Below are 25,066 nucleotides of genomic sequence, written 5' to 3' on the forward strand. Positions count from 1 at the left end.
GGATCCCCGCGACGACGGAACAGGCCGGACCACGCCTCGGGCGGTGCGCGTCGCGGCCATTGCCCCGATCTCTGCTATTTTTCCGAAATGCTTGGGCAGGACGAGAGAACCACCACCGCACCACCCGCGACGGCCCTGGAGGAGCCCGCCTGGGACCACCTCCGGACCAGCCGCCGCCTGGGTCGCGCCGCCGCCGTCACGGACTACGTCCTCATCGTGGGTGGTCTGGTGTCGTTGTGGTTCACGTCCCGGCACCTGATGGGCGACGGGGAACGCCGGTTCGACGCGCTGACCCAGCTGCTGACGGGCGCGGGGCTGTCGACGGACCGGTACTCGCTGCTGGGTCCGGTCTTCGCCGCCCCGCTGTGGTGGCTGGGCCGCGCGGCCGGCGACGCCCGGGGCTGGATCACGCACTACAACCTGGTGCTGTTCGCGGTGTCCCTCGGACTGCTGTTCTGGCTGCTGCGCCGGCGGGTCGACGCGGTACTGCTCCGCCGGTTCCTGCTGCTCCTGGTGGCCGGCAGCATGATCGCCCCGCACGTGAACGACTTCTACGGCGAGACGTTCACCGCGATGACCGTCGGGGTGGGCGTGCTGTGCGCGGTGGCGCTGGTGACCCGGCCGGCGGTGCGGTGGGCCGGCTGGGTGGCGATGACCCTCGGCGGGGCGAACACCATGTCCAGCCTGCCCGCGCTGGGCCTGCTCGGACTGCGGCAGAGCGCCCTCACCCACCGGCTGCGCTACGTGCTCCCGGTGCTGGTCGCGGGGGTCGTGGCGCTCGCCGAGTCCTGGGCGCGCCGGGGCGACCCCCTCGACCAGGGCTACGGCGCGGAGCGGTTCGACTTCCCGGTGCTCCTCGGCGTCCTGGCCATCCTGCTGTCCTTCGGCAAGGGCCTGGTCTTCTTCACGCCGGGCCTGCTGCTGCCCGCCCGGCGCCGGCTGCGCGGTCTGTTCGACCCTGCGGCCGTGGACCTGTGGCGCGGCCAGGAGGCGTGGCTGGTGTTCGTCGCCGGCCTGGTCCTGGTCTACGGCGGCTGGTGGGCGTGGAACGGCGACTTCTACTGGGGACCGCGGTTCTTCCTGATCGCCATCTTCCCCGCCTCCCTGGCCCTGGCCGCCTGGCTCACCCACCACGACTCACGCCCGTCGCGGAACCTGGCGATCCTCGGCGTGCTGGCCCTGTCGCTGTGGGTGGGCGCGAACAGCACCGTGTTCGAGATGCTGCTGTCGCCGACCTGCTTCCCGCTGGCGACGAAGCAGGAGGACTTCTGCCGGTACGGGGTGCTGGAGAGCCGGCTGTGGTACCCGTGGCTGTCCTGGCCGAAGGGCCTGTCGGTCACCCAGTGGGCGCAGCTGCACTACCACGCCCTGGTGCTGTACTGGCTGGCCCTGCCGGTGATCATCCGCTCGGTCCCGGAGGTGCTGCGCCGGCTCCGGCAGGCCGGGCGGCGGCTGCCCGAGTGGAAGCTGTGACGCGGGCGCGGCCCGGCGGCTCCCGCCCGGCGGGCGCGGCCCCGCACCAAAATTCGGATGACAGCCGCCTGCGGTTCTGGGATCGTCGGGCTCCACACGAGAGAAGGAGGTGACGCCGTGAACGCCGTGACCGCTTCCCCGGGCGCCGCCTCCCGCCGCTGATCCCAGCCGCTCGCGCCCGGGTCCCGTACCCGAATGTGCGCGAGAGGAAAGATCTTTGAGACTGTGTGTACGCACCGCCCCCACCCGCCGGGCGGAGGTGCTCCGATGAGCGCCGAACCGCGGGTGAACGACCAGATCCGCGCCCGCGAGGTCCGCCTCGTCGGTCCGGAGGGCGAGCAGGTGGGCATCGTCCCCCTGGAGCAGGCCCAGCGACTGGCCACCGATGTCGACCTGGACCTCGTCGAGGTCGCCCCGGAGGCCCGGCCGCCGGTGTGCAAGCTGATGGACTACGGCCGGTTCAAGTACGAGGCCGGGCAGAAGGCGCGCGAGGCCCGGCGCAACCAGCAGCAGACCGTCACCAAGCAGATGAACTTCCGGCCGAACATCGACGAGAACGACTACGCGACGAAGAAGGGCCATGTCTCGCGGTTCCTGCGGGCCGGGGACAAGGTGAAGATCGCCGTGTGGTTCCGGGGCCGGGAGTAGCGCCGGCCGGAGCTCGGGTTCCGGCTGCTGAGCCGGCTGGCGGAGGACATCGGGGAACTCGGGTTCGTCGAGTCCGCCCCGCAGCAGGACGGCAGAAACATGATCATGGTACTGGCGCCGCACCGCGCGGTCCGGGCCGCCACCCAGCGGACCGAACCGGCCCCTGAGGGGACGTAGCACCAGGTGGGGGCGGTCCGGACGACCCGGGCCGCCCCGTACCCGTCGAGGATTGCCGCTCTCGCGCGCCGAGCGCGGACCGCACCGGAGACTGCGGCCCCGACTGCTACCGGTGCGCCCCGCCCTTAGTGGATGCCGCGCATCAGCCTGTGCAGTTGCCGGGTGAACCCGATGGCGGCCACGCCGAGCACGACGGACGCGACCCCGAGCACCATGAAGTACGCCGGCTGGGAGTAGTTCTCCCCGATCTTGGCGACCTGCCCGCCGATCGCGTCCCCGACGGCCGTGGACAGGAACCACAGCCCCAACATCTGGCTCGCGTACTTCGCGGGCGCCAGCTTCGTGGTCGCCGACAGCCCGACGGGCGACAGGCACAGCTCGCCGCAGACCTGGAGCGCGTACACGGCGACCAGCCACAGCGGGGACACCAGGTTCCCGCCGACGGCGGCCTTGGCGGCGGCGGCCATCAGCATGAACGACACGCCGTTGAGGACGAGACCCATGCTGAACTTCAACGGCGTGGACAGCCGGTGCCCGGCCTTGAGCCACAGGATCGCGAACAGCGGCGAGCCGATGATGACGAAGATCGGGTTGACGGACTGCAGCCACGAGGCGGGCATGTCCCAGCCGAACACGACCCGGTCGGTCTCGTCCCGGGCGAACCGGTTGAGCACCGAGCCGGCCTGGTCGTAGATGAGCCAGAAGGCGGCGGCGAACAGGAACAGCCAGACGTACGCCTTCATCCGGCTGCGCTCGTCGGAGTCCAGGGACTTGTCGAGGAAGATCCGGCCGAAGTACCCGATGGCGACCAGGACCGTGAAGACGGTGAGCCCGGTGACCACCCGGGAGACGCTGAGGGTGCCGGTGAGCGCCGCGAGGAGCAGCAGCACGGCGACGGCCCCGACGCCGATCAGCAGCCAGCGGACGACGGCCGGGCGCTCGGCGGGGGTCAGCGGGTTCGTCGGCTCGTCGCCGACCCCGTGCAGCCGCTTCCGCCCCAGCACGTACTGGACCACGCCCAGGGACATGCCGATCGCGGCCACCCCGAACCCGATGTGCCAGTTGACCTTCTCGCCGAGGTACCCGGTGATCAGCGGGGCGATGAACGCGCCCAGGTTGATGCCCATGTAGAAGATCGAGAACCCGGCGTCGCGCCGGACGTCGTCGGGGCTGTAGAGCTTGCCGACCATGGCCGAGATGTTGGGCTTGAGCAGGCCGGTGCCGATCGTGATCAGGGCCAGCCCGACGAAGAAGGTCGGCACGCTCGGCAGGATCATCGCGTAGTGCCCGGCCGCGATGATCATGCCGCCCCACAGCACGGAGCGGCGCGCGCCGAGCAGCCGGTCGGCGATCCAGCCGCCGGGCAGCGCCATCAGGTACACCATGGCGACGTAGACCCCGTAGAGCGCGTCGGCGTCGCCGTCACCCCAGCCGAGGCCGCCGTTGGCCACCGTGGCGGTCAGGTAGAGGACGAGCAGGGCCCGCATGCCGTAGTAGCTGAAGCGTTCCCACATCTCGGTGAGGAACAACGTGGAGAGCGCCCTGGGGTGTCCGAAGAATCCTTCACCGTCCGTGGTTGCCTCGGCCGATGCCGTGATGTCGGACATTCGTTGTACCTCCTGTGGGGGTGACGCTAACCCTCAGTATCGAAGTGGCCCGGTGAGCCAGTCCGGTCAATCAGAATATTCAGCTGTAACAGGGACAAGTTTTCATTCGTTCGGTCACATTGGGGGGTGAGGGTACTCACGACTGGCCGCGAGGTACTACCCTCGACGGGGCCGGGGGCCGTAGTGACTCACCGTGAGAAATACCCTCAACGGGGAACATGAAACGGGCCACGATCGTTACACCCGTTGTACGCGCACGACAGCCGGAGGGGAAAGCCGATCATGGGCGAGCGCATGCTGCGCGGAAGCCGTCTCGGAGCTATCAGCTACGAGTCGGACCGAAACACCGAGTTGGCGCCTCGGCAGACTCGGGAGTACCTGTGCGCCAGGGGGCATCAGTTCGAGGTCCCGTTCGCGGTGGACGCCGAGGTTCCGCCGATCTGGGAGTGCAAGTTCGACGGCACGGTCGCCCGTCTCGTCGACGGTAGCGAGCCCGAGTCGAAGAAGGCGAAGCCGCCGCGCACCCACTGGGACATGCTGCTGGAGCGGCGGTCCATGTCGGAGCTCGAGGACATCCTCAACGAGCGTCTCGACGAGGTCCGCAGCCGTCGCGGCGGCCGCACGGTCTGACGCACGAAGCCGATCAGGCCCCGACCCGTCCGGGTCGGGGCCTTTCGTCGTGCGGCGGCGGGACTGTCGTGAGACGACAGGACTCTTGACTTAATTCGAACGTCGCTCGATGCTTGATTCGGCCAAGCACATCCGAACAGGAAGGAACAGCCATGCGCGAAGTTCCCGTTGGTGGCGGCACCCGTCCCGGCACGCAGATCCCGCTGCGCCTCATCGAGGTCGAGCCCCGCCTGCCCAACGAGGTCGACCCGAGCCGGGGCGACCTGCCGTTCGAGCTGTAAAGAGAACAACGGCGAGACCCACATAGCGAAAGAGCCTCCCCGGTGGGGAGGCTCTTTCCATGTCCGTCAGACGATCTCACCCTCGATGGGCGCGTCCGGGCTGGTGCCGTGTTGCGCCCTGATCTTCACGGTACGCGGGCCGAACAGGTCGTTCGTCAGGCGCGGGTCGAGCCGCCGGGTCGCCACCCGCTCCACCAGGCCCCGGAACAGGCCCCGGGTGGGCGGCGCGATCATCAGCATCCCGAACACGTCCGACACGAAGCCGGGGACCAGCATCAGGACCCCGCCGACGAAGACCAGGATCCCGTCGGTGGCGTGCCTGCCGGGCGCCCGGCCCTCCTGGACGTCCGTCTGGACGGCCCGCCAGGCCCGGCCGCCCTCGCGGCGGAGCAGCCAGCCGCCCAGCGCCGAGGTCGCCAGCATGAGCAGGAGCGTCCACCCCAGGCCGATCACCTGACCGACGGCGACGAGCGCCGCGATCTCGACGACGGGCACGACGATCAGTGCCGCGAGGACCAGCCAGAGGGTACGCATGCCCGGTTCAACGCTCGGCGGACGTCTTCTTCTTCCCGCCCAGCCGGTCACGGACGGCCCAGCCGGTGACCTTGAACAGCGCCTCCCGGATGATCGAACCACTCATCTTGGACACGCCGTGCACCCGCTCGTGGAAGGTGATCGGCACCTCGACGAGCTTGCAGCCGGTCTTGTAGGCCCGGTAGGTCAGGTCGACCTGGAAGCAGTACCCGTGGGAGATGACCGACGCCAGGTCGATCTTGTCGAGCAGGGGCAGCCGGTACGCCCGGTAGCCGCCGGTGGCGTCGCTGACGGGCATGCCGAGCATGATCCGGATGTACAGGTTGCCGCCGCGCGACAGGAGCAGCCGGCGCTTCGGCCAGTTCACCACGGAACCGCCCGGGATGTAGCGGGCGCCCAGCGCGCCGTCCGCGCCGGCCGCGATCGCGTCCAGGAGGCGGTGCAGCTGCTCGGGGGCGTGGGAACCGTCGGCGTCCATCTCGCACACGACGTCGTAACCGTGCTCCTTGGCCCAGCCGAAGCCCGCGATGTACGCGGCGCCCAGGCCCTCCTTGCCCTTGCGGTGCAACACGTGCACCTGCGGGTCGGCGGCGGCCAGCTCGTCGGCGACCGCACCCGTCCCGTCGGGGCTGTTGTCGTCAGCGACGAGGATGTCCACCTGGGGGACCGCACGGCGTACACGATCGACGATGAGCCGGACGTTCTCCAGCTCGTTGTACGTCGGGATCACCACGAGGACCCGGCCAACTCCGGGGTACCCCTCCTCCGCCGGGATCGACGGTGTGGTGTTCTCGGTCACGCTTCCTCCTCATCGGTGTGCTGGGCTGCGGCACGGCGACGGACGAATCCGGCCATGACCAGCCCAAACAGCGCCAGCCCCGCCAGAACGGCCTCCGGCGTGCCCCCCAGCGTAGTCGCCGGGGTCTTGACTACCGTCAGGTGTGTCGTTCTCACCAGCGCGGCACGGGTGTTGAACGTCGTGGCGTCGTACGCGCGACCGTCCGGGGACACGAAAGCCGACACCCCCACGGTCGAGGCCATCAGGCCCGGACGGCCGTGTTCCACGGACCGCAGCCGCACCATGCTCAACTGTTGTTCGGCCTCCGCGGTGTTGAACGTGGCGTTGTTCGTCTGGGTGACGAGCAGCTGCGCGCCGCCGGTCACGGTGTCCCGGACGATGTCGTCGTAGGCGACCTCGAAGCAGATCACGTCGCCGATCGTGAAGGCGCCGCCGTCGGCGGGCACGCTCATCACCCCGGGCCGGTCGCCGGCCTCGAAGTCCGAGCGGACCAGGTCCACCTTCTTGGTGATCTTCCGGACCAGCGGGCGCATCGGGATGAACTCCGCGAACGGCACCGGATGCCGCTTCGTGTACTCCTGCACCGGCCCCTTGCCCGCGACCCAGAGCAGCCCCACGTTGCGGACGTGCCCGTCCTTCGGGGCCAGCACCGCGCCGACCAGGATCGGGGCGCCGATCGCGCGCGCCGCCCGGTCGATGGCCTCGAAGGCGTCGGCGTTGACGTACGGGTCGATGTCGGAGGAGTTCTCCGGCCAGACCACGAGCGCGGGGCGGCGGATCTCCTGGCGGTCGACCTTCGCGGCCAGCTCCAGGGTCGCGTCGACGTGGTTGTCGAGGACCGCCCGGCGCTGCTCGTTGAAGTCGAGGCCCAGGCGGGGCACGTTGCCCTGCACGACGGCGATGTCCACGGCCCGGCCCTCGCCCGGCGCGACCACCGGGAGGAGCGCCCCGACCCCCATGACGGCGACCGCGCCGAGGTCGGCGAGCAGGGCCACGGTCACGAGCCGGCGGGCCGCCCCGGACCGGGCGGCGTCGTCCGCGCCGGCGGCCGGGCGCGGGCCGAACGCGAGGTGCCAGGCCGCGTAGGCCAGCAGCCCGCCGGCCCCCGCCACCACCAGGGTGACCAGAGGCGCGCCGCCGAGGTACGCGAACCGGACCGTGGGCGCGTCGGCCTGGCTGAACGCGAGCCGCCCCCACGGGAAGCCCCCGAACGGGGTCCGCGACCGGGCGTACTCCTGCGCGACCCAGAGCAGGGCGGTCAGGACGGGCCAGCTCCACGCGTACCGGCGGAAGAGGGGGGTCGTGAGGGCGGCGGCCGCGCCCAGCAGGCCGACGTAGGACGCCTGGAGGTTGGCGAGCAGGATCCACGGCCACCAGCCGACCTGGGTCCCCGTCCAGCTCAACAGGGGCACGAACAGCACCACGCCGGTGATCCAGCCGAATCCGAGCCCGCCCCACAGGCTCCGGCCGCGCACCGCGCACGCGAGCAGCGCCACGCCGAGCGGCGCGCAGAACCACAGGCCGTAGGGCGGGAAGGCCACCAGGAGAAGGCCGCCGGCCACCACGGCGGCGGCGTACGCCAACCACCGGGGGATCCTCGCCGGCCGCTCGGGGGCGGGGGCGGCGGTCTCAGTCATCAGCACCGGCCCATTGTGCGGGTGGAAAAAAGATAACGGGGCGCGGCCCCCGCCGCGCCCCCTACATCACCCAGGTATCCCTGCCGGTCCGGCAGGATGTCCGAGGGAACCTTCGGACCAGTCCGACACGAGTTGGCTGCCCGCCCCGCACTGTTGTCTACTGGCTCCCCGCACATCCTGCCCGGAACCGACGTCGCGGCCACTCTCGCACCGCCCCGCCGACCTCCATCCTGTGGACCTGGCCGCTGGCGGACGACGCGACCTGTCGGCCACCATGCCCACCGGATGGAGCGACGGAGCGAGCCGAGCCGCTCCGAAGTAGGACTCACAGACCGTACGCATCGCAGGCCCGTTAGCGCCAACCAAACCAGAATTTTGGCAATAGGAAACCGGCGTGTCGCCGGTGTGTCGTTTCGGAGGGCTCCCCGTTCGTCATACCCGTGACAGGCTCGACGAGAACGAAGGAGAACGATCATGCGGTACGCGATGCTCATCGTCAGCGACGAGGCCCTCGAGGACGCGGCGTCACCCGAGGAGACCAAGGAACACGAGGCCGCGGTGTGGGCGTGGTTCGAGCGCTGGGACGGGCACTTCGGCGAGGGTGGCGCGGAGTTGCAGCGGGTCGCCGGCGCGCGCACGATCCGTGGCGAGGTGGTCACCGACGGCCCGTACGTGGAGCTGAAGGAGGTCATCGGGGGCATCGTGTTCCTGGAGACGCCGACCCTGGAGGAGGCCGTGGAGATCGCGCGGACGTGGCCCGGGCTGAAGTACCCGTACGTGAGCGTGGAGGTCCGCGGGACGGTCTCGCGCTGACCCGCTTCGGGGTCTCCGCGCCGGGTCTGCGGTCAGCGCGCCGGGTCCGCTGAACGGCCGGTGAGCCGGGCGTCGAGGAGTCGGCGTTCGGCGGGGTCGACGGCCAGGTCGTGCGCGGTGCGCGCGGCCCGGCCGGCCTCCTCGTCGCGGCCCAGCGCCGCCAGCAGTTCCGCGCGGGTGGCGTGCAGCAGGCGGTAGTGGCCGAGCCGTTCTGAGACCTCCTCCACCTCGGCGAGGGCCCGTTCCGGCCCGTGCAGCCGCCAGGTGGCCACCGCGCGGGACAGCCAGGTGACGGGGTCGGGGCGCAGGGCGTGCAGCCGGTCGTACAGCGCCCGGATCGCCCGCCAGTCGGTGGCCCCGGCGGTGGGCGCGATGGCGTGCTGGGCGGCGATCCCGGCCTGTAGCTGGTAGACCCCCGGCCGGCACAGCGCGACCGCCCTGCGCAGCCGGCGCAGCGCCGCCCCGATCAGGGCGCCGTCCCAGCGGGACCGGTCCTGGTCGTCGAGCGTGACGAGGGCGCCGTCCGCGTCGAACCGGGTCGCCGACCGCGCCTCGTGCAGCTCCATCAGCGCGGCCAGGCCCGCCGCCTCCGGCTCGCCCGGCATCAGGTCCGCCAGCTCCCGGGTCAGCCGCAGCGCCTCGGTCCGCAGCGGCGCCCGGGACTGGTAGCCCTCGTTGAACACCAGGTAGAGCACGTGCAGCACCCCGTCGAGCCGTTCGGCGAGCCGCTCGGGATCGGGCACGGCGAAGGGCGAAGGACGGTTCTTCAGGGTACGGCGCGCCCGGGTCAACCGCTGCGCCATCGTCGTCTCGGGCACCAGGAACGCGGCGGCCACCTCCGCCGTGGACAGCCCGCCCACGGCCCGCAGGGTGAGCGCGATCTGCGCCTCGGTCGGCAGCACCGGATCGCAGCAGCCGAACAGCAGGGCGAGCCGGTCGTCCTCGGTCTGGTCCACGTCGGCGACCCGGGCGAGCAGTTCGCGACCCCGGGCCTCGCGGCGCAGCCGGTCGACGGCGCGCCGCCAGGCGGTGATGAGCAGCCAGCCGCCCGGGTTCGCGGGGACGCCGTCCGCCGGCCAGTGGTCGAGGGCGGCGGCCACGGCCTCCTGGAGCGCGTCCTCGGCGGCGTCGAGGTCGCCCAGGCGGCGGGCGAGGGCGGCGCGGATCCGGGGCGCGTCGGCACGCCACACCTGGTCGAGAGCCTCCACCCCCGCAGGCTACCGCGCGTCGGGCCGGCGTCAGTCGGCGAAGGCGTCGACGGGCGCGCGCAGGTCGAGGGTGAGGTCGTCGTCGTTGGCCTCGTCGACGCCGAAGGAGGCCAGTACGGCACCGGTGGCGCGGTCGGCGAGTTCGATCCTGGCGTTGGAGTAGTAGCCGACCTGGATGTCCTCGGTGAAGTACCGGGCGTTGGACAGACCGCCGTCCCTCATCACGCTGGCGATGCTCATCCCCCAGAAGTGGTGTCCCTCGTACCGGGGGCTGTAGTTGCAGGCGGTCCAACCCTTCAGCGACGCCTTGTACTCGATGCGGATCTTGAGCACCCCCCGGCTGGCGGTGAGCCTCGCGACCACCGACTGCCCCGGATCGAGCCTGACCTTGACCCCGGACGTGGAGCCGACCACCACCTCCTTGGTCTCCGTCCTGCTCTCGCCCCACGAGTGGCTGTACGACATCGACGTCTCGCCGCCACCCCCCGCGCCGAGGAATTTCACGTCGTAGGTGAACCTCTGCTCCACGGAGACCGTGTTCGACTTCGACCACGTGTTGCTCGTCGTGTTGGCGACCTGCTCGGTGATGCTCGCTTCGAAGTCCGCCGGGACGCTGCTGCCGTTCACCAGGTCCCTCTCGGCCACGATCACCGGCTCGGACGTGATCCCGGTGACGCGGGCGCTCTTCACCTTCAGTCTCGTGGCCACCTCCGGCCAGTCGTACGTCTTGTACAGGTCGTTCCACGGGGTGGGACTGCGCAGGTAGGCGTCGTTGGGACGTTTTCCCTTGTAGGCGTGCACCGCCGACTTCAACGACGAGTCCCCCAGGTCGAACGTCGAGCGTTCGGTGTCGGTGATGACGTGCAGCAGGGTGCCGGAGGCGGTGACGCTCGACGAGCCGGCGTCACCGCCGGCGGTGATGGAGACAGAGATGGACACAGTTTCCCCCGATATGTGTCTGACCACGGCGGCCGCGACCGCACGCGACGCCGACAACCCACTCAGGATAGGGAAATCACCCACAGGACATTGCGGATCGCACAATTTGCCCCAGCCCCATGCGGTCCGGATTGCCACCGTCTCCGGCCCGGTGTACGGTCAACCAAGACGTACGTACGGTTTATAAGGAGCGCACATGTGGGACCCGAACACCTACGCCCGCTACGGTGACGAGCGCAGCCGCCCCTTCTTCGAGCTGGTCGCCCGGATCGGCGCCACCGCGCCCCGCACCGTGGTCGACCTGGGCTGCGGCCCCGGCAATCTGACCGCCACCCTCGCCGACCGCTGGCCGGACGCGGCGGTCCGGGGCCTCGACAGCTCCCCCGAGATGATCGACAAGGCCCGGGCGTCGTCGGACCTGGAGTTCGCGGTCGCCGACGTCAACGACTTCACCCCCGGCCCCGACGTGGACGTCCTGGTGTCCAACGCCGTGCTCCAGTGGGTGCCGGAGCACCAGGAGCTGCTCCGGCGCTGGTCACGGGCCCTGTCCCCCGACGGGTGGCTGGCGTTCCAGGTGCCGGGCAACTTCGCCGCGCACTCGCACGAGACCCTGCGCGCGCTGGCGTTCGAGGAGCCGTGGCGCGACCTGCTCGACTGGCGGCCCCGGGTCGCCCCGGTGCTCGACGCCGCCGGGTACGCGCAGCTGCTGCTCGGCGAGGGGCTCGCGGTCGACGCGTGGGAGACGACGTACGTGCACCTGCTGCCGGCCGCCGACGTGCACCCCGTCCTGACCTGGATGGAGGGCACCGCGCTGCGGCCGGTCCGGTCCCGCCTCGACGACGCGCACTGGGCGGCGTTCCGCACCGAACTGGGCGCGCGGCTCGCCGAGAGCTACCCGACGACGCACGGCGTGGTGGCGTTCCCGTTCGCGCGGATCTTCTGCGTCGCGCACAAGGCCGGCTGACCGGGGACCCGCTCCGCCGGGGACCGTACCCGTCGAGTGTTTCCGTTCTTGTGGGCGCTAGGCGGTGGCGACCCCGGCGAGGAGGGCGCGGGCCACGTCCGGGTGGTCCTCGGCGAGCAGGCCGGCGGCGGCCAGCACGTAGGCCCGGTCCACGTGCCGGTGGGCGGCGCGCGGCGTGGGCCAGGAACCGGCGTGGTCGGACAGGGCGGCGGCCAGCAGCGCGTCGGAGGCGTCGGCGGGCAGGGTGCGCAGGACCCCGCCGGAGCCGATCACCAGGCGGACCTCGCGCAGGTCCTTGCCGCCCCGCAGCGGCCCGTCGGCCAGCACCCGTTCGCCCCGGGCGTGCCGGCGCAGCGCCACGGTCACCGCCAGCTCGGCGAGCCGGGCGTCGACGGCCAGGTCGTCGGCGAGGAACCCGGGGTCACCGGCGCGGGCGTCGGCGGCCGGGGCGAGCACCCGGGCCTCGGCCTCGCCGATCAGCTTCTCCCGGACCGCCGCCTCGACGACGCCGGGCGCGCCCCAGCGCACCCCCAGATCCCCCTCGACGGTCCGGGACCGCCACAGGGTGCCGGCGACCTCGCCGTGCAGGCCGGCCTCGCGCTCGGGGTCGGGGGTGAGCACCGAGTACACGTCGGTGGTGGCCCCGCCGACGTCGACGACCACCACGTCCCCGTCGAGGAGTTCCACGGCCGACAGCACGATGTCGGGGGTCGCGCCCCGCACCAGGGAGGCGAACCGCGGCCCCCTCGACAGCTTCTTGCCGCCGATCACGTGCCGCAGGAACACCTCCCGCAGGGCCAGGCGCGCGGGCCCCGGGTTCAGGGTGCCGATCCGGGGCAGGACGTTGTCGCAGCCCACAGCCGTGCGGGCGGCCAGGATGTCACAGGCCTCCTCGCGCGCGTCGGCGTTGCCGGCCACCACGACGGGTACCGCGATCCGGCTGATCCGGCGCGCGTTGTGCAGGATCGTCTCGGCGTCCCCTCCGTCGGTACCGCCCACGAGGAGCAGCACGTCGGGCTTCGCGGCGCGGACGGCGGCCACCCCGGCGGCGTCGAGCGGGCCCGCGGAGACGTGCACGACCTTCGCGCCGGCCGACATGCCGACCCGGTAGCCGGCCTCGGCGGTGACCAGGGCCTCGTACCCGATGACGGCCAGCCGCAGCCCGCCGCCCGCGCTGGAACACGCCCGCAGGTCGTCGAGCCGCAGCCCCGTCGCGGCGACCGTGGCGTCGACGCCGCGCAGCACGTCGGTGTCCAGGGTCGTGGGGTGGCTGGCCGTGGCGGCCAGCTCCCCCGTCTCCGTGTCCACGACGGCGAGCTTGGTGAACGTGGACCCGACGTCGACGCAGCCGATCAGCACGGCGCACCCGCCGTCCGGTGCCGCGCGGGCACCGGCACCGGCCGGCGACGGCCGAGGCCACCGCGCGCCGGGTGCCGCCGGAGGTGGCCGGGCGTCACTTCGCCGGAACGACCACGGTGCCGGTCGCCGTGACCGCCACGATCGGGGTCTCCAGGATCTCCGCCGCCGACTCGGACCTGTCCGGCCGGCCGCGCCCCACGACCCGGCACTCGAAGTCGATGGTGCGCGACCGGGTACCCATCCGGGTCACGGTCGCCACGACCTCCAGCAGGTCCCCGGCCTTCATCGGCGCCTTGAACTGCACGTCGGAGTACGAGGCGAACAGGCCCTCGTCGCCGTCCAGGACGACGCACACCTCGGTGGCGACATCCCCGAACAGACCCAGGGCGTAGGCCCCGTCGACCAGGTTGCCGGCGTAGTGCGCGTGGCTGTAGGGGACGTAGCGGCGGTGGGTCACGGTGGTCACGCGGCGGCTCCAGTCAGGGGGCGGGACTTCTCGACGAGGGCGTGCACGAGGTAGCTGGCCACCTCGCCGGGGGTGGTGCCACGGCCGAAGATCCGGTCGACGCCGAGCTCCCCGGTGGCGAGTTCGTCGAACCGGGGTCCGCCGACGATGAGCAGGGGACGCTTCGCGGCCGGGAACGCCTCCCGGAACGCCGCCGACATCTCCTTGGTGTTGTGCAGGTGCGCGTCCTTCTGGGTCACGACCTGGCTGACCAGGACCGCGTCGGCCTTCTCGGCGCGGGCGCGCTCCACGAGCTCGGGGACGGCGACCTGGGCCCCGAGGTTGACGACGCGCAGCTCGCGGTAGTACTCCAGGCCCTTCTGGCCCGCGTACCCCTTGATGTTGAGGATCGCGTCGATGCCCACGGTGTGCGCGTCGGTGCCGATGCACGCGCCGACGACCACGAGCTTGCGGCGCAGCCGCTTCTTCACCACCGTGTTGACCTCCTTGGCCCCCAGCAGCGGGAAGTCGCGCTCCACGACGACGACCTTGTCGAGTTCGACCAGGTGGCGCACGGAGCCGTAGACGACGAAGAAGGTGAAGTTGTCGCCCATCGGCTTGGCGTGCACGAGCATCGCCGGCTCCAGGCCCATCTTGGCCGCCAGCTGCAACGCGGCGCCCTCGGCCCGCTTGTCGTGCGGGATGGGCAGCGTGAACGACACCTGGGTCATGCCGTCGCCGGTGGTGTCGCCGTACGGGCGCACGATGTTGCCGCTCACGCCTGTGCCTCCAGGATCTCGGTCGCGGGGTTGTAGTAGCCCTCGCCCTGCGCGGCCACGCCCTCGAGGCCCTTGCCCCGGTCGGCGGGCCGCTTCATGATGCCGAACGTGCCGTCGGCGATCGCGTTGAGCAGCGTGTCGTCGGCGATGGCCTCCAGCAGCCCGATCGACTCGTTGAGCACCTCGTTGGCCCGGTTGCGGATGAAGCCGCCCGGGGCCGGCACGAAGTCCTCGTGCAGGTTGCCGGCCGCGCCCAGCACGTACCGGACGTTCTGCAGGGCGATGTCGCGGTCCGACAGCCACGGGGTGACCACGGCCTCGGTCATCATGCCGACGAGCAGGATGCTCTGCCCGGTCAGCGCGCCGGCCAGGTTGAAGAACCCGTCGAGGAGGTTGCCCTTGAACACGTCGCCGGTCATGTGCTTGGTCGGCGGCATCCACTTCAGGGGCGCGTCGGGGAACAGTTCCCGGGCGAGCAGGGCGTGCGCGAGTTCCAGGCGGAACGAGTCGGGCACGTCCGGGTTGATCTCGAACGCGTGGCCGAGCCCGAGCTGCCAGTTCTCCAGGCCCGCTTCCTTCGCGAAGTACTCGTTGAGCAGCTGCGACGTGGTGACCGTGTGCGCGGCCTCCACGGCGTCGGCGGTGGTGAGGTAGTTGTCCTCGCCGGTGTTGATGATGATGCCGGCCCGGGCGTGGATCTGCCGGGAGAACCGCTGGTCGACGAACGTGCGGATCGGGTTGATGTCGCGGAACAGGATGCCGTACATCGAGTCGTTGAGCATCATGTCGAGGCGTTCGAGGCCGGCGAGGGTGGCGATCTCGGGCATGCACAGGCCGGACGCGTAGTTGGTGAGCCGCACGTAGCGGCCCAGCTCCTTCGACGACTCGTCCAGCGCGGCGCGCATCAGGCGGAAGTTCTCCTGGGTGGCGTACGTGCCGGCGAAGCCCTCCCGGGTCGCGCCCTCGGGCACGTAGTCCAGCAGGGACTGCCCCGTGGACCGGATCACCGCGATGATGTCGGCGCCCTCCCGCGCGGCGGCCTGGGCCTGCGGGATGTCCTCGTAGATGTCGCCGGTGGCCACGATCAGGTAGATCCACGGCCGCTGCTTCGGGTCGCCGTGCCGCTTGACCATCTTCTCGCGTTCGACCCGGCGGCGGTCGATCTGCTTGATGCCGGCGCCGACCGCGCGCCGGGAGGCCTTGCGGGCCCGGGTCGCGTCGCCCCGGCCGGGCACGGTGAACGTGATCGACCCGGCGGCGGCCTTCTGGGCCAGCAGGGTCGGGTCGGCGATGTTCTCGGCGGCCATGGCGTGGAACACGGGTACGGCGACCCCGTGTTCCAGGCCGATGTCCGCGCGGACGGCGTCGACGAGCCGGTTGACCCAGGGGATGCCGTCGGGGTCGGCCCCGGACACGCCGGCCAGGCGCAGCAGGGCCCGCTCCACCGACACCGTCGTGTGGGTGCGGGCGATCTCCACCACGGGCGCACCGGCCCGGACGGCGAGCTGTCGGGCCCGGTCGACCAGGACCGGGTCGAGGTCGAGCTTCACTTCTCACTCCTCATGGATTGTCCTCCCACGCAGTACCGTCCGCAGGCAGCGGGGTGCGCCCTGGTCCAGATCCGGCAGGCCCTTGGCGTCGGTGTCCCACACCGCGAACGTGGCGGCCGCGCCGGGGGCGAGCACGCCCTCGTTGTCGTGCCGCACGGCGCGCCAGCCGCCCCGGGTGTGCGCGGCGAACGCTGCCTTCGCGCTGATCCGGTGCACCGGGTTGTGGTGCCGGGTCGCGGCGAGCACCGCGCCCCACGGGTCGAGCGGGGTCACGGGCGCGTCGGAGCCGAACGCCAGGGTCACGCCGACGCCGTGCAGGGCGCTGAACGGGTTGGCGGACAGGGCGCGTTCGACGCCGAGGCGGGCGGCGTACATGCCGTGCTCGCCGCCCCACAGCCGGTCGAACACGGGCTGCACGCTGGCGATGATGCCGAACTCCACGAAGCCGGCGATGAGTTCCTTGTCGAGGAGTTCGGCGTGCTCGACCCGGTGGCCGGCCTCGCGGACCGCCTCGACCCCGAGCCGCTCGGCGGCGCGGGCGAACCCGTCGACCACGGCGCGCAGCGCCCCGTCGCCGATGGCGTGGAACCCGCCCTGCATGCCGTGCGCGGCGCAGTCGACGAGGTGCGCGGCGACCTGCTCGGCGGTCAGGTAGGCGTGGCCGTGGGTGTCGTCGTCGTGGTAGCTGTCGCGGACGCAGGCGGTGCGCGAGCCGAACGCCCCGTCGGCGAACAGGTCCCCACCGGCCCCGACCGCGCCCAGCTCCCTGGCCTTCGCGGCGGCGCAGAGCTCACCCCAGAAGCCGAACACCTGGGGGTACTCCTCCCCCGCCGCCAACACTCCGGTGAAGTCCGCCTCGGAGGACAGCACCGGCCCCCCGCACTCGTGCACGGCGGCGATGCCGAGGGAGGCGGCGTGCCGCAGGGCGAGCCGGCCGGCGGAGGTGCGGTCGGTGACCGACAGCGCGGAGTACGCGGCCTTGCGGATCTCGTGGTGCGCGTCGAGGCGTACCCAGCCGTCGGGGTCGTGTCCGATCCGGCCGGCCGCGTGGTGCAGCAGCGCGGTGGACGCGAGGGCGGAGTGCTTGTCGATCCGGGTCAGGTACACCGGCCGGCCGCCGGCCGCCGCGTCGAGTTCGCTGGCCGTGGGGGGCTCGGGCAGTTCCCAGCCGTGGCCCATGATCAGGCCCTCGGTGCGCACGGCCCGGGCGGCGACCCGGGCGAGCAGGTCACCGGCGCTGTGGCAGCCGGACAGGTCCAGCCCGGACAGCGCCAGGCCCGTGTCGGTCGCGTGCATGTGGGCGTCGACGAACGCGGGCGTGACGAGGCGGTCGCCCAGGTCGACGACGCGCGGGGTGCCGGGCGCGTCGGCGCGCGCGCCGAGCCACGTGATCCGGTCACCCTCGACGAGCAGGGCGTTGGCGGTCGGGTCGGCGGGGCTGTAGACCCGGCCCGAGACGTACAGGATGGGGGTGGTGTCCATGGTGTTCAGTCTGCCCGCAGCCGGCCCTCGAAAAGCGTCCTGACGCCCGGCTCGCCGCGCAGGAGTTGCAGGGCGACGTCGGCGTGCCCGGGCACGTATCCGTTGCCGACGAGCATGGTCACGTCGGCCGCCAGGCCCTCGGCGCCGAGCGCGGCGGCGGCGAAGGAGGTGGCCATGGAGAAGAAGACGACGGTGCCCCCGGCGGCCGTGGCCAGGATCGCGCCGTGTTCGCAGCCGGGGACGTCCACGCACACGACGGTGACGTCGGCGGGTCCGCCGAGCGCGCCGGACACGGCGTCGGCGAGGGCGACGGGGTCCCGCGCGTCGGCGATGGCCACGTGGTCGGCGATCCCGGCGCCGGTGAGCAGGTCGGCCTCGCGGGCGTGCGGGACGATGCCGACGGTGCGGGCGCCGGCCTGGCGGGCGGCGGCCAGGGACAGCGAGCCGGACTTGCCGGCCCCGCCGATCACGGCGACGGTCGCGTCCCGGTAGCCGGCGACGACCCGGGCGGTGAGCGCGGGCGCGCCGCACACGTCGAGGACGGCGAGGGCCAGCTCGGGGTCCAGGTCGTCGGGGAGCCTGGCGGCGATGGAGCGGCCGAACAGGATGGCGTGGCCCTCGGCGGGCACCTGCTCGCTACGGCCGTCCCAGTTCTTGAGCCCGTCGGTGATCGTCAGCGGGGTCAGGGTGAGGGAGACGAGGGTGGCGACCCGGTCGCCGACGGCCAGGCCGAGCGGGGAGTCGGGGCCGACGGCCTCCACGACGCCGATCAGCATGCCGCCGGAACCGGTGACCGGGTTCTGCATCTTGCCGCGTTCGGTAACGATCGCGCATACCTCGGCGCGCACGGCGGCCCCGTCCCCGGCGTGCTTCTCGGAGAGCTGGCGGAAGCTCGCGGCGTCCAGGTTCAGCCGTTCGACCCGGATCCGCACCTCGTCGGCGGCGATTTGGGGGCTCGCGTCCAGTTTCCGGGCGGCCTGGGGCAGCACTCCGGCAGGCTCGATCACTCTGTGCAGACCCACTGGCGACGACACGTAAAACCCCCTCCGACCGGAAATCCTCCGGCAGCGTACTTCCTACACGGGATATTCTCCAGTACGGTTCCGCAGGCATATATTTTTTGTAGGAGGGGTGACATGGCCGAGCAGCCTTACGAGTACCGGCGTCGGGAGATCGTCGAGCCGGACTGGACGCGGCTGCCCGGATACCGGACGGTGACCCGCGACCAGTGGGAGTCCGCCCAGTGGCAGCGCGTCAACTGCGTGAAGAACGTCAAGCAGCTCCGGGCCCTGATGGGCGACCTGCTCGACGAGTCCTTCTACGCGGACCTCGAGGCCGACCAGGCCCAGCGCGCGACCATGTCGATGCTGGTCCCGCCGCAGATGATGAACACGATGGTCCCGCACGAGGTGCCGACCACCGAGTCGTTCTACGCCGACCCGGTCCGGATGTACATGCTGCCGGTGCTCTCCGACCGGCGCACCGACTTCCCCTCGCACCCGTACGCGACGCGGGACTCGCTGCACGAGCACGACATGTGGGTGGCCGAGGGGCTCACCCACCGGTACCCGACGAAGGTCCTCGCGGAGCTGCTGAGCACCTGTCCGCAGTACTGCGGGCACTGCACCCGGATGGACCTCGTCGGCAACTCCACCCCCACGATCGACAAGCTCAAGCTGTCGCTCAAGCCGGTGGACCGCTACGACGCGCACATCAACTACCTGAAGTCCCAGCCCGGCGTCCGCGACGTCGTGGTCTCCGGCGGCGACGTGGCCAACGTGCCGTGGAAGAACCTCGAGTCCTACCTGATGCGCCTGCTGGACCTCGACACGGTCCGCGACATCCGGCTGGCCACCAAGGCCCTCGCCGGCCTGCCGCAGCACTGGCTGCAGAACGACGTGGTCGAGGGCCTGGAGCGGGTCGCCAACACCGCGCACCGCCGGGGCGTCAACCTCGCGATCCACACCCACGTCAACCACGCCAACTCCGTCACCCCGCTGGTGGCGAAGGCCGCGCGGACCGCGATCGACGTGGGCGTGCGCGACGTGCGCAACCAGGGCGTGCTGATGCGCGGCGTCAACGCGACCAGCGTGGACCTGCTGGACCTGTGCTTCGCGCTCCAGGGCGAGGCGAACATCCTGCCGTACTACTTCTACATGTGCGACCTGATCCCGAACGCCGAACACTGGCGGGTATCGGTGTGGGAGGCCCAGCACCTCCAGCACGCGATCATGGGCTACCTGCCCGGGTACGCGACGCCGCGGATCGTGTGCGACGTGCCGTTCGTCGGGAAGCGCTGGGTGCACATGCTCAGCGAGTACGACCGGGACAAGGGCATCTCGTACTGGACGAAGAACTACCGCACGTCCATCGAGGCCACCGACACCGAGGCCCTCGAGCGCACCTACGCCTACTACGACCCGATCTACACCCTCCCGGAGGAGGGCCAGGCGTGGTGGCGCGAGCAGCACCCGGTCGAGGACCCGACGGCCCAGATCGTGGCCCAGGCCTCGCGCACGGCCGCCGCGCTGGCCTACTAGAACGACGGAACGCCGCCCACGGATCATCCGTGGGCGGCGTTCCCGTGTCCGGTCGGGCGGCGCCGCGCCAGCCCGGTGGCGCGGCGGGCGCCGGCCGGCGGGTCAGCAGGGGCCCAGGTCGCTCCACACCCACCACGCGGTCCGCGGATCCTCCAGCACCGTCCACCAGTTGGCCTGGTACACCCGCCCGGCCCGGGTCACCCGGTCGCCGGCCACGTGCGTGTCGTGCGTCCTCCAGGTCGGCGCGGTGCACGCGGGCGGGTACGGGCCCCCGGTCACGGCCGGCAGGTCGAAGCCCCAGCCGCCGGCCCTCCACTCGGGGATCATCGTCGCGTACGCGTCCAGGGTCGGCTGCCGCCAGCCCCCGCCGTCGTGGGACAACGCGACCGCCGTCGGGTACGCCTGCGCGCGCAGCCGGGTCGCGAGCACCTCGGCCCCGGAGCCGTCCCAGTCCTGCGGGTCCATCGTCCAGGCCAGCGAGGACATGCCCAGCTCGGCGGCGACCAGCGAGGCGTTGCCGAAGCCGCCGAACGGGGCCCGGAAGTACCGGATCGGCAGGGCCGGGTCCCCGGCGGCGGCCCGGATCGCGGCGTTGGTGGCCGCCAGGTCCGCGCGGATCGCCTCGGGGGTCCAGTCGGCGACGTAGTCGTGGTTCCAGGTGTGGTTGCACACCGCGTGCCCGTCGGCGACGATCCGGCGGACCAGCCCGGGGTTCGCCTGGACCTGGCTGCCCAGCAGGCAGAACGTGGCCCGGACCTTCTGCGCGCGCAGCAGGTCGAGGACCTTCGGGGTCCAGTCCGGCGAGGGGCCGTCGTCGAACGTGAGGGCGAGGACCTTCCCGCCGCCCCGGGTGGCGTAGACGATGTCGCCGGTCGGGCCGGCCGCGTGGGCGGGCGCGGCGGTGCCGACCACGGCGGCGAGGGCCGCGAGCAGGGCGAGGGCGCGCGTTCTCAGGCGCATGAGGGGGCCTTTCGACGTCCCGCCGGACGGCAGGAGTGAGGGGTGTCGATGCGTACCCTATGAGAAATGTTCTTTACAGTAAAGAACGCCAGCCCCGGGCCCGACGCGCCTACGATCAGGGCAGGGCCACCGCCCCGGTCGACCCCCGTTCCCAGGAGCCCGCCATGTTCGCACGCATGGTCGCCGACTGCACGACGACACCCAACGAGGTCGGCTGCACCCTCGTCATCATCGGCGAGGAGGACGAGGTCATCCGGGCCGCCGCCGCGCACGCGGTCGGCGTGCACGGCGAGCACAACTCCCCCGAACTGATCGACACGATCCGCCGCGACCTGCAGCCCGAACGCGCCTGGCTGGCGGCGCACACGATGCCGGTCTAGCCCTCCCTCGTTGCATAGTTGCCAGGCAACTAGTATCTTGGCACCTATGACGTTCCGCCGTTCCCCGCTGGCCCTCGCCGTCCTCGCGCTCCTCGTCGAGGAGCCGATGCACCCCTACCGGATGCAGCAGCTCATCAAGCAGCGCAACAAGGACCAGGTCGTCAACGTCGGCCACCGTGCCAGCCTCTACAAGACGATCGACCGGCTCCTGGCCGCCGACCTGATCAGTGTCCGGGCCACCACCCGCGACACCGCCCGGCCCGAGCGCACCGTCTACACGGTCACCGACGCGGGGGCGGCGGCGTCCCGGGCCTGGATGGCCGAGATGCTCGCCGACCCGGCCGCGGAGTTCCCCGACTTCCCGGCCGCGATGAGTTTCCTGCCCCTGCTCACCCCCGCCCAGGCCGCCGAGCACCTCGGCCACCGGGTCGGTGCGCTCGCCGCCCGCCTCGAACAGATCGACACCGAGCTCCGGGAGTACGGGCCGGTGCTGCCCCGGGTCGCGCTCGTGGAGTCCGAGTACCTGCACGCCATCACCTCGGCCGAACTCGGCTGGGTGACCGCCCTCGTCGCCGACCTGCGCAGCGGAGCCCTCACCTGGAGCGAGGAGCAGCTCCGCGCGCTGGCCGCACAGTTCGGGAGTACCCCATGAGAGTCATCGTCATCGGCGCCGGCACCGGCGGCCTCTGTCTCGCCCACGGCCTGCGCCGCGCCGGCGTCGAGGTGTCCGTGCACGAGCGCGACCGGACCCGCACCGGCGGCCTGCAGGGCTACCGGGTCGGGATCAGCCCCTCGGGCAGCCGCGCCCTGTCGCGCTGCCTGCCCCCGGAGCTGTACCGGACGTTCCTGGCCACCTGCGCCCGCACCCCGCGCCACTTCACCATGTACACCGAGAAGTTCCGCGAGGTCCTGAGCCTGGATCTCGTGGAACAGCCCGTCCCCGAGGACAACGAGCGGTCCGTCAGCCGGATGACCCTGCGCCAGGTGCTGCTCACCGGCCTGGAGGACGTCACGCACTTCGACCGCGAGTTCACGCGCTACGACCAGCACGCCGACGGCACGGTCACCGCGTACTTCACCGACGGCACCACGGTGCACGGTGACGTCCTGGTCGCCGCCGACGGCACGAACTCGGCCGTCCGCCGGCAGTACCTGCCGCACGCCCGGCTCGAGGACGCCGGGATCGTCGCGGTCGGCGGCAAGGTCGCGCTCACCCCGGAGATCCGCGCCCTGCTGCCCGACCGGGCCGTCCACGGCATCTCCACCGTGTTCGCGCCCGGCGGCCAGTTCTGCATCCTGCACGTCATGGAGTTCCCGTGGGACCGGTCGGGCGCGGTGCGGACCGGGATCGGCGGCACCGACGCCGAACTCCTCGCGGCCTGGCCCGGCCTGCTGTTCGACAACACCCGCGACTACGTGATGTGGGGGTTCTCCGCGTCGACCGACAAGTTCCCGGCCGACATCGGCGACCGGCGCGGCGAGCAGCTCCGGCGGCAGGTCCAGGCCATGACCGGCGACTGGCACCCCGACCTGCGCGCCCTGTTCGCCCGCACGGAGGACGACACGGTGTTCCGGGTGAACATCCGCACCTCGGTACCCGTCGAGCCGTGGTCGCCCAGCACCGTCACGCTGCTCGGGGACGCCATCCACACCATGACCCCCGGCCGGGGGATCGGCGCCAACACCGCCCTGCGGGACGCGGCGCTGCTGACCCGGAAGCTCACGGCCGTCCGCGACGGAAGAGCGGAACTGCTCACCGCCATCGGGGAGTACGAGACCCGGATGCGCGAGTACGGCTACGAGGCCGTGGCCGCCTCGAGGAAGCAGATGAGCGGGACGGACCCGATCCACCGGCCGGTCCTCGGCCGCGCGGTGCTCGCCGGGATGCGGACCGGGATGCGGCTGGTCAACCACGTGCCGGCGCTGAAGCGGCGGATGGCGGCGGCGGAGCAGTCGTTCCGGACGGCGGAGGACGAGTAGGCCCCCGGATTACGTGCAGGGGCGCGGGGCCGGGGCCGCCAGACCCCACCGGCCGCGTCCCGCGCGGCGCGGTCCGGGCCCGTCACGACCTCGGGGGAGGTCACCCCTGTGGGTGACCTCCCCCGAACTGTCGCGCCGGGTGTCAGACCCGGTTCGGCCGCAGCGTCCAGTGGATCGTCATCTCCCCGGTGGGGGTGCCGTCCTCCGTCCGCAGCGCCACGTGCACCGGGAACTCCGGCCGCTGCCCCGCGTCGAGCTCCGCGACGACCTCCTCGCGGGTCCGCCCCAGCGTGGCCTCGGCGACCACGGGCCCCATGGCCAGCTTCGTGTACCGGATCTCCGCGCGCGCCGCCAGCGGGGTCGCCCGGGCCAGCTGGTCGGCGAAGCTGCCGATCACCACGGCCCCGGAGGCCGACTCGGCCAGGGTGAACATCGCCCCGGCGTGCGGACCGGCGACGTGGTTGTGGTGCGCCTCGTTGTCGGGCAGCCGCAGGACGGCCCGCCCGGGGGTCACCTCCAGGTACTCCAGCCCCAGGGTGCGCACGAACGGCACGGCGTCGCGCAGAGCCGACACGACGGCTTCGAAGGTCATCATGCCCGCCACGTTACTAGCCAGTAACCCGGTTGGCCAGCCACCCCACCACCGCCGGGGCCATGAACTCCAGCGTCGTGATGTGCCCGCCGGCCGGGGTCGCCCACCACGTCAGGTCCGCGCCGCGCGCCCCCCACCGGTCCTTCAGCCCCAGGGACACGTCGAACGGCAGCAGCTCGTCGGACGGCGAGTGGTACAGCAGCACCGGGTCCGCCGGCCGCACGTCGCCGAGGCGCTGCTCGTCGATCCGGGCCCGCCACTCGGGCAGCGCCAGCACGTCCACCGTCGTGAACAGCGACAGCTGCCGGAACGCGTACTTCACGCTGAACTCCGCCACGCACGACTCGCGCACGTCCGCCACGGCCAGCGCGCCGAGCCGGTTGAGGTGGCCGGCGAGGTCCAGCTCCGGGTACGCCGCGTCCAGGCCCACGCCCGCCGCCAGGATCAGCCCCGAGCCCCCGTTGCCGTCCTGGAACGCCGCGACCCGCGCCAGGTCGGCCGGCGGCGCGCCCACGGCGGAACCCCTGAGGTTCAGCTCCGGCGCGTACGAGCCCGCCAGCTCCGCCGCCCAGCCCGCCGCCTGGCCGCCCTGCGAGTAGCCGTGGATCGCGACCGGGGCGGCCGGGGACAGCCCGTCGAGCCGCCCGGCCGCCCGGACCACGTCCAGCAGCGCGTGCCCCTCGGACCGGCCCGCCACGTACGTGTGGTCGCCCGGGGTGCCCAGGCCCTCGTAGTCGGTCACCGCGACCGCGAAGCCCCGGTCCAGGAACATCCGCATGATGTTCGACTCGCCCTCGATCCCGGTCGCGATCCGCCGGGACGGGGCGCACTGGTCGCCCATGCCGTGCGTGCCGACCGCGTAGCCGACGATCGGCCGGGTGCCCTGGTAGCCGCGTCTGGGCACCAGGACCGTGCCGCTGACCGTGTTCGGCCGGCCGGTCGCCGAGGTGGACCGGTACAGCAGTTGCCAGGCGGTCGCGTCGCCGAAGCCGGGGGCCCGGACCTGCCGCACCGCCACGAGCTCGCCGGGGGCGGCGGCCGGGTCCGGCGCGCCCGTGGCCCACCAGCTGTCACCGGCCTCCTGCGCGGCCTGGCCGGTCGTCGCCCGGTCGGCGGCCTGGGCCGGCCCCATCTGCCCCGCCGCCGCCAGCAGCCCCGCGACCAGCACGGCCTTCGTCCATTTTCGCGCCATGGTGCCTCCTCTGTGGGTTGCCCTCATGGTTAGCATGCAGTCTAGACTGCATGCTAGAGGGCAACGATGCCAATCGATGTCCAGGAAAACGGGCACC

At 72.1% G+C, this 25,066-nt stretch carries 24 protein-coding genes and 1 pseudogene; 10 read left to right on the forward strand and 15 right to left on the reverse strand.

Annotation, left to right across the window (positions count from 1 at the left end; translation table 11 throughout):
- Nucleotides 1-87 precede the first annotated feature (87 nt).
- Together AB0M43_RS11610 and infC are read left to right on the forward strand one after the other, a co-directional pair.
- Nucleotides 88-1,473: a hypothetical protein gene (locus tag AB0M43_RS11610; protein ID WP_363723558.1), complete on the forward strand. Its 1,386-nt coding sequence runs from the start codon at nucleotides 88-90 to the stop codon at nucleotides 1,471-1,473.
- Nucleotides 1,474-1,758: 285 nt separating this feature from the next.
- A pseudogene (gene infC, locus AB0M43_RS11615) lies at nucleotides 1,759-2,298 on the forward strand (translation initiation factor IF-3).
- A gap of 125 nt (nucleotides 2,299-2,423) precedes the next feature.
- Here the strand turns inward: infC and AB0M43_RS11620 are convergent.
- Nucleotides 2,424-3,905 (reverse strand): peptide MFS transporter, encoded by a 1,482-nt coding sequence (locus AB0M43_RS11620; RefSeq protein ID WP_363723560.1) that lies wholly within the window; start codon nucleotides 3,903-3,905, stop codon nucleotides 2,424-2,426.
- Between the two features lie 282 nt (nucleotides 3,906-4,187).
- On the opposite strand from AB0M43_RS11620, the gene AB0M43_RS11625 reads away from it, so the two are divergent.
- Nucleotides 4,188-4,535, forward strand: coding sequence for an RNA polymerase-binding protein RbpA (locus tag AB0M43_RS11625; RefSeq protein ID WP_197004060.1), 348 nt, complete (start codon nucleotides 4,188-4,190; stop codon nucleotides 4,533-4,535).
- A gap of 152 nt (nucleotides 4,536-4,687) precedes the next feature.
- Complete coding sequence (locus tag AB0M43_RS11630; protein ID WP_363723563.1) at nucleotides 4,688-4,816, forward strand: hypothetical protein; 129 nt, start codon at nucleotides 4,688-4,690, stop codon at nucleotides 4,814-4,816.
- Between the two features lie 66 nt (nucleotides 4,817-4,882).
- Here the strand turns inward: AB0M43_RS11630 and AB0M43_RS11635 are convergent, their stop codons facing one another.
- From AB0M43_RS11635 to lnt, 3 genes are read right to left on the reverse strand one after another with little or no spacing between them, the layout of a single operon-like run.
- Nucleotides 4,883-5,350: an FxsA family protein gene (locus tag AB0M43_RS11635; protein WP_363723564.1), complete on the reverse strand. Its 468-nt coding sequence runs from the start codon at nucleotides 5,348-5,350 to the stop codon at nucleotides 4,883-4,885.
- Nucleotides 5,351-5,357: 7 nt separating this feature from the next.
- Nucleotides 5,358-6,125, reverse strand: coding sequence for a polyprenol monophosphomannose synthase (locus AB0M43_RS11640; protein WP_363724550.1), 768 nt, complete (start codon nucleotides 6,123-6,125; stop codon nucleotides 5,358-5,360).
- A gap of 20 nt (nucleotides 6,126-6,145) precedes the next feature.
- A complete protein-coding gene (gene lnt, locus AB0M43_RS11645) occupies nucleotides 6,146-7,786 on the reverse strand; it encodes an apolipoprotein N-acyltransferase (protein WP_363724552.1) in 1,641 nt (546 codons plus the stop codon).
- A gap of 474 nt (nucleotides 7,787-8,260) precedes the next feature.
- Between lnt and AB0M43_RS11650 the strand changes: the two genes are divergently transcribed.
- Nucleotides 8,261-8,599 (forward strand): YciI family protein, encoded by a 339-nt coding sequence (locus AB0M43_RS11650; protein WP_363723566.1) that lies wholly within the window; start codon nucleotides 8,261-8,263, stop codon nucleotides 8,597-8,599.
- 32 nt (nucleotides 8,600-8,631) lie between these two features.
- Here the strand turns inward: AB0M43_RS11650 and AB0M43_RS11655 are convergent, their stop codons facing one another.
- Nucleotides 8,632-9,807: a DUF6596 domain-containing protein gene (locus tag AB0M43_RS11655; protein ID WP_363723568.1), complete on the reverse strand. Its 1,176-nt coding sequence runs from the start codon at nucleotides 9,805-9,807 to the stop codon at nucleotides 8,632-8,634.
- 30 nt (nucleotides 9,808-9,837) lie between these two features.
- Complete coding sequence (locus tag AB0M43_RS11660; protein WP_363723570.1) at nucleotides 9,838-10,746, reverse strand: ETX/MTX2 family pore-forming toxin; 909 nt, start codon at nucleotides 10,744-10,746, stop codon at nucleotides 9,838-9,840.
- 196 nt (nucleotides 10,747-10,942) lie between these two features.
- Between AB0M43_RS11660 and AB0M43_RS11665 the strand changes: the two genes are divergently transcribed.
- Nucleotides 10,943-11,710: a trans-aconitate 2-methyltransferase gene (locus AB0M43_RS11665; RefSeq protein ID WP_363723572.1), complete on the forward strand. Its 768-nt coding sequence runs from the start codon at nucleotides 10,943-10,945 to the stop codon at nucleotides 11,708-11,710.
- 57 nt (nucleotides 11,711-11,767) lie between these two features.
- Here AB0M43_RS11665 and AB0M43_RS11670 read toward each other — a convergent pair whose 3' ends face one another.
- From AB0M43_RS11670 to AB0M43_RS11695, 6 genes are all read right to left on the reverse strand, one after another.
- Nucleotides 11,768-13,069 carry a glutamate mutase L gene (locus AB0M43_RS11670; protein ID WP_363723574.1) on the reverse strand — a complete coding sequence of 434 codons (1,302 nt, stop codon included), beginning with the start codon at nucleotides 13,067-13,069 and terminating at the stop codon, nucleotides 11,768-11,770.
- Between the two features lie 94 nt (nucleotides 13,070-13,163).
- Nucleotides 13,164-13,535, reverse strand: a complete 372-nt coding sequence (locus AB0M43_RS11675; protein WP_363723576.1) for a hotdog domain-containing protein — start codon at nucleotides 13,533-13,535, stop codon at nucleotides 13,164-13,166.
- Nucleotides 13,532-14,293 (reverse strand): OAM dimerization domain-containing protein, encoded by a 762-nt coding sequence (locus tag AB0M43_RS11680; RefSeq protein ID WP_363723578.1) that lies wholly within the window; start codon nucleotides 14,291-14,293, stop codon nucleotides 13,532-13,534. The genes AB0M43_RS11675 and AB0M43_RS11680 overlap by 4 nt, the downstream gene beginning before the upstream one ends.
- Nucleotides 14,290-15,843 carry a lysine 5,6-aminomutase subunit alpha gene (locus AB0M43_RS11685; protein WP_363723580.1) on the reverse strand — a complete coding sequence of 518 codons (1,554 nt, stop codon included), beginning with the start codon at nucleotides 15,841-15,843 and terminating at the stop codon, nucleotides 14,290-14,292. Before AB0M43_RS11685 ends, AB0M43_RS11680 begins: the two co-directional genes overlap by 4 nt.
- Nucleotides 15,844-15,846: 3 nt before the next feature.
- On the reverse strand, nucleotides 15,847-17,325 hold the full coding sequence (locus AB0M43_RS11690; protein WP_363723582.1) for an amidohydrolase family protein: 1,479 nt from the start codon (nucleotides 17,323-17,325) through the stop codon (nucleotides 15,847-15,849).
- 5 nt (nucleotides 17,326-17,330) lie between these two features.
- Complete coding sequence (locus tag AB0M43_RS11695; protein ID WP_363723584.1) at nucleotides 17,331-18,347, reverse strand: L-erythro-3,5-diaminohexanoate dehydrogenase; 1,017 nt, start codon at nucleotides 18,345-18,347, stop codon at nucleotides 17,331-17,333.
- Nucleotides 18,348-18,461: 114 nt separating this feature from the next.
- On the opposite strand from AB0M43_RS11695, the gene AB0M43_RS11700 reads away from it, so the two are divergent.
- Entirely contained in the window at nucleotides 18,462-19,865 is a 1,404-nt protein-coding gene (locus AB0M43_RS11700) for a lysine 2,3-aminomutase (protein ID WP_363723586.1), read from the forward strand.
- Nucleotides 19,866-19,967: 102 nt separating this feature from the next.
- On the opposite strand, the gene AB0M43_RS11705 is transcribed toward AB0M43_RS11700, so the two are convergent.
- On the reverse strand, nucleotides 19,968-20,825 hold the full coding sequence (locus AB0M43_RS11705; protein ID WP_363723587.1) for a polysaccharide deacetylase family protein: 858 nt from the start codon (nucleotides 20,823-20,825) through the stop codon (nucleotides 19,968-19,970).
- Between the two features lie 164 nt (nucleotides 20,826-20,989).
- Here AB0M43_RS11705 and AB0M43_RS11710 point away from each other — a divergent pair, with 164 nt between their 5' ends.
- From AB0M43_RS11710 to AB0M43_RS11720, 3 genes are read left to right on the forward strand one after another with little or no spacing between them, the layout of a single operon-like run.
- Entirely contained in the window at nucleotides 20,990-21,205 is a 216-nt protein-coding gene (locus AB0M43_RS11710; protein ID WP_363723589.1) for a DUF1059 domain-containing protein, read from the forward strand.
- Between the two features lie 46 nt (nucleotides 21,206-21,251).
- Nucleotides 21,252-21,857 carry a PadR family transcriptional regulator gene (locus AB0M43_RS11715; RefSeq protein ID WP_363723591.1) on the forward strand — a complete coding sequence of 202 codons (606 nt, stop codon included), beginning with the start codon at nucleotides 21,252-21,254 and terminating at the stop codon, nucleotides 21,855-21,857.
- The gene (locus tag AB0M43_RS11720; protein WP_363723593.1) at nucleotides 21,854-23,185 is read left to right on the forward strand and encodes an NAD(P)/FAD-dependent oxidoreductase; all 1,332 of its coding nucleotides are present in this window, start codon (nucleotides 21,854-21,856) and stop codon (nucleotides 23,183-23,185) included. The genes AB0M43_RS11715 and AB0M43_RS11720 overlap by 4 nt, the downstream gene beginning before the upstream one ends.
- Nucleotides 23,186-23,327: 142 nt before the next feature.
- On the opposite strand, the gene AB0M43_RS11725 is transcribed toward AB0M43_RS11720, so the two are convergent.
- Together AB0M43_RS11725 and AB0M43_RS11730 are read right to left on the reverse strand one after the other, a co-directional pair.
- Complete coding sequence (locus tag AB0M43_RS11725; protein ID WP_363724554.1) at nucleotides 23,328-23,777, reverse strand: DUF4442 domain-containing protein; 450 nt, start codon at nucleotides 23,775-23,777, stop codon at nucleotides 23,328-23,330.
- Nucleotides 23,778-23,793: 16 nt separating this feature from the next.
- On the reverse strand, nucleotides 23,794-24,969 hold the full coding sequence (locus AB0M43_RS11730) for a lipase family protein (protein WP_363723595.1): 1,176 nt from the start codon (nucleotides 24,967-24,969) through the stop codon (nucleotides 23,794-23,796).
- Nucleotides 24,970-25,066 lie beyond the last annotated feature (97 nt).

Origin of the sequence: Longispora sp. NPDC051575, from assembly GCF_040681875.1 — a bacterium.
GTDB lineage: Bacteria > Actinomycetota > Actinomycetes > Mycobacteriales > Micromonosporaceae > Longispora.

Coding starts and splice junctions, on each gene's coding strand:
- AB0M43_RS11650 (WP_363723566.1), top strand. CDS start 8,261: ATGCGGTACGCGATGCTCATCGTCAGCGACGAGGCCCTCGAGGACGCG.
- lnt (WP_363724552.1), bottom strand. CDS start 7,786: ATGACTGAGACCGCCGCCCCCGCCCCCGAGCGGCCGGCGAGGATCCCC.
- AB0M43_RS11720 (WP_363723593.1), top strand. CDS start 21,854: ATGAGAGTCATCGTCATCGGCGCCGGCACCGGCGGCCTCTGTCTCGCC.
- AB0M43_RS11620 (WP_363723560.1), bottom strand. CDS start 3,905: ATGTCCGACATCACGGCATCGGCCGAGGCAACCACGGACGGTGAAGGA.
- AB0M43_RS11635 (WP_363723564.1), bottom strand. CDS start 5,350: ATGCGTACCCTCTGGCTGGTCCTCGCGGCACTGATCGTCGTGCCCGTC.
- AB0M43_RS11625 (WP_197004060.1), top strand. CDS start 4,188: ATGGGCGAGCGCATGCTGCGCGGAAGCCGTCTCGGAGCTATCAGCTAC.
- AB0M43_RS11715 (WP_363723591.1), top strand. CDS start 21,252: ATGACGTTCCGCCGTTCCCCGCTGGCCCTCGCCGTCCTCGCGCTCCTC.
- AB0M43_RS11705 (WP_363723587.1), bottom strand. CDS start 20,825: ATGCGCCTGAGAACGCGCGCCCTCGCCCTGCTCGCGGCCCTCGCCGCC.
- AB0M43_RS11610 (WP_363723558.1), top strand. CDS start 88: ATGCTTGGGCAGGACGAGAGAACCACCACCGCACCACCCGCGACGGCC.
- AB0M43_RS11730 (WP_363723595.1), bottom strand. CDS start 24,969: ATGGCGCGAAAATGGACGAAGGCCGTGCTGGTCGCGGGGCTGCTGGCG.
- AB0M43_RS11700 (WP_363723586.1), top strand. CDS start 18,462: ATGGCCGAGCAGCCTTACGAGTACCGGCGTCGGGAGATCGTCGAGCCG.
- AB0M43_RS11710 (WP_363723589.1), top strand. CDS start 20,990: ATGTTCGCACGCATGGTCGCCGACTGCACGACGACACCCAACGAGGTC.
- AB0M43_RS11725 (WP_363724554.1), bottom strand. CDS start 23,777: ATGACCTTCGAAGCCGTCGTGTCGGCTCTGCGCGACGCCGTGCCGTTC.
- AB0M43_RS11665 (WP_363723572.1), top strand. CDS start 10,943: ATGTGGGACCCGAACACCTACGCCCGCTACGGTGACGAGCGCAGCCGC.
- AB0M43_RS11630 (WP_363723563.1), top strand. CDS start 4,688: ATGCGCGAAGTTCCCGTTGGTGGCGGCACCCGTCCCGGCACGCAGATC.
- AB0M43_RS11690 (WP_363723582.1), bottom strand. CDS start 17,325: ATGGACACCACCCCCATCCTGTACGTCTCGGGCCGGGTCTACAGCCCC.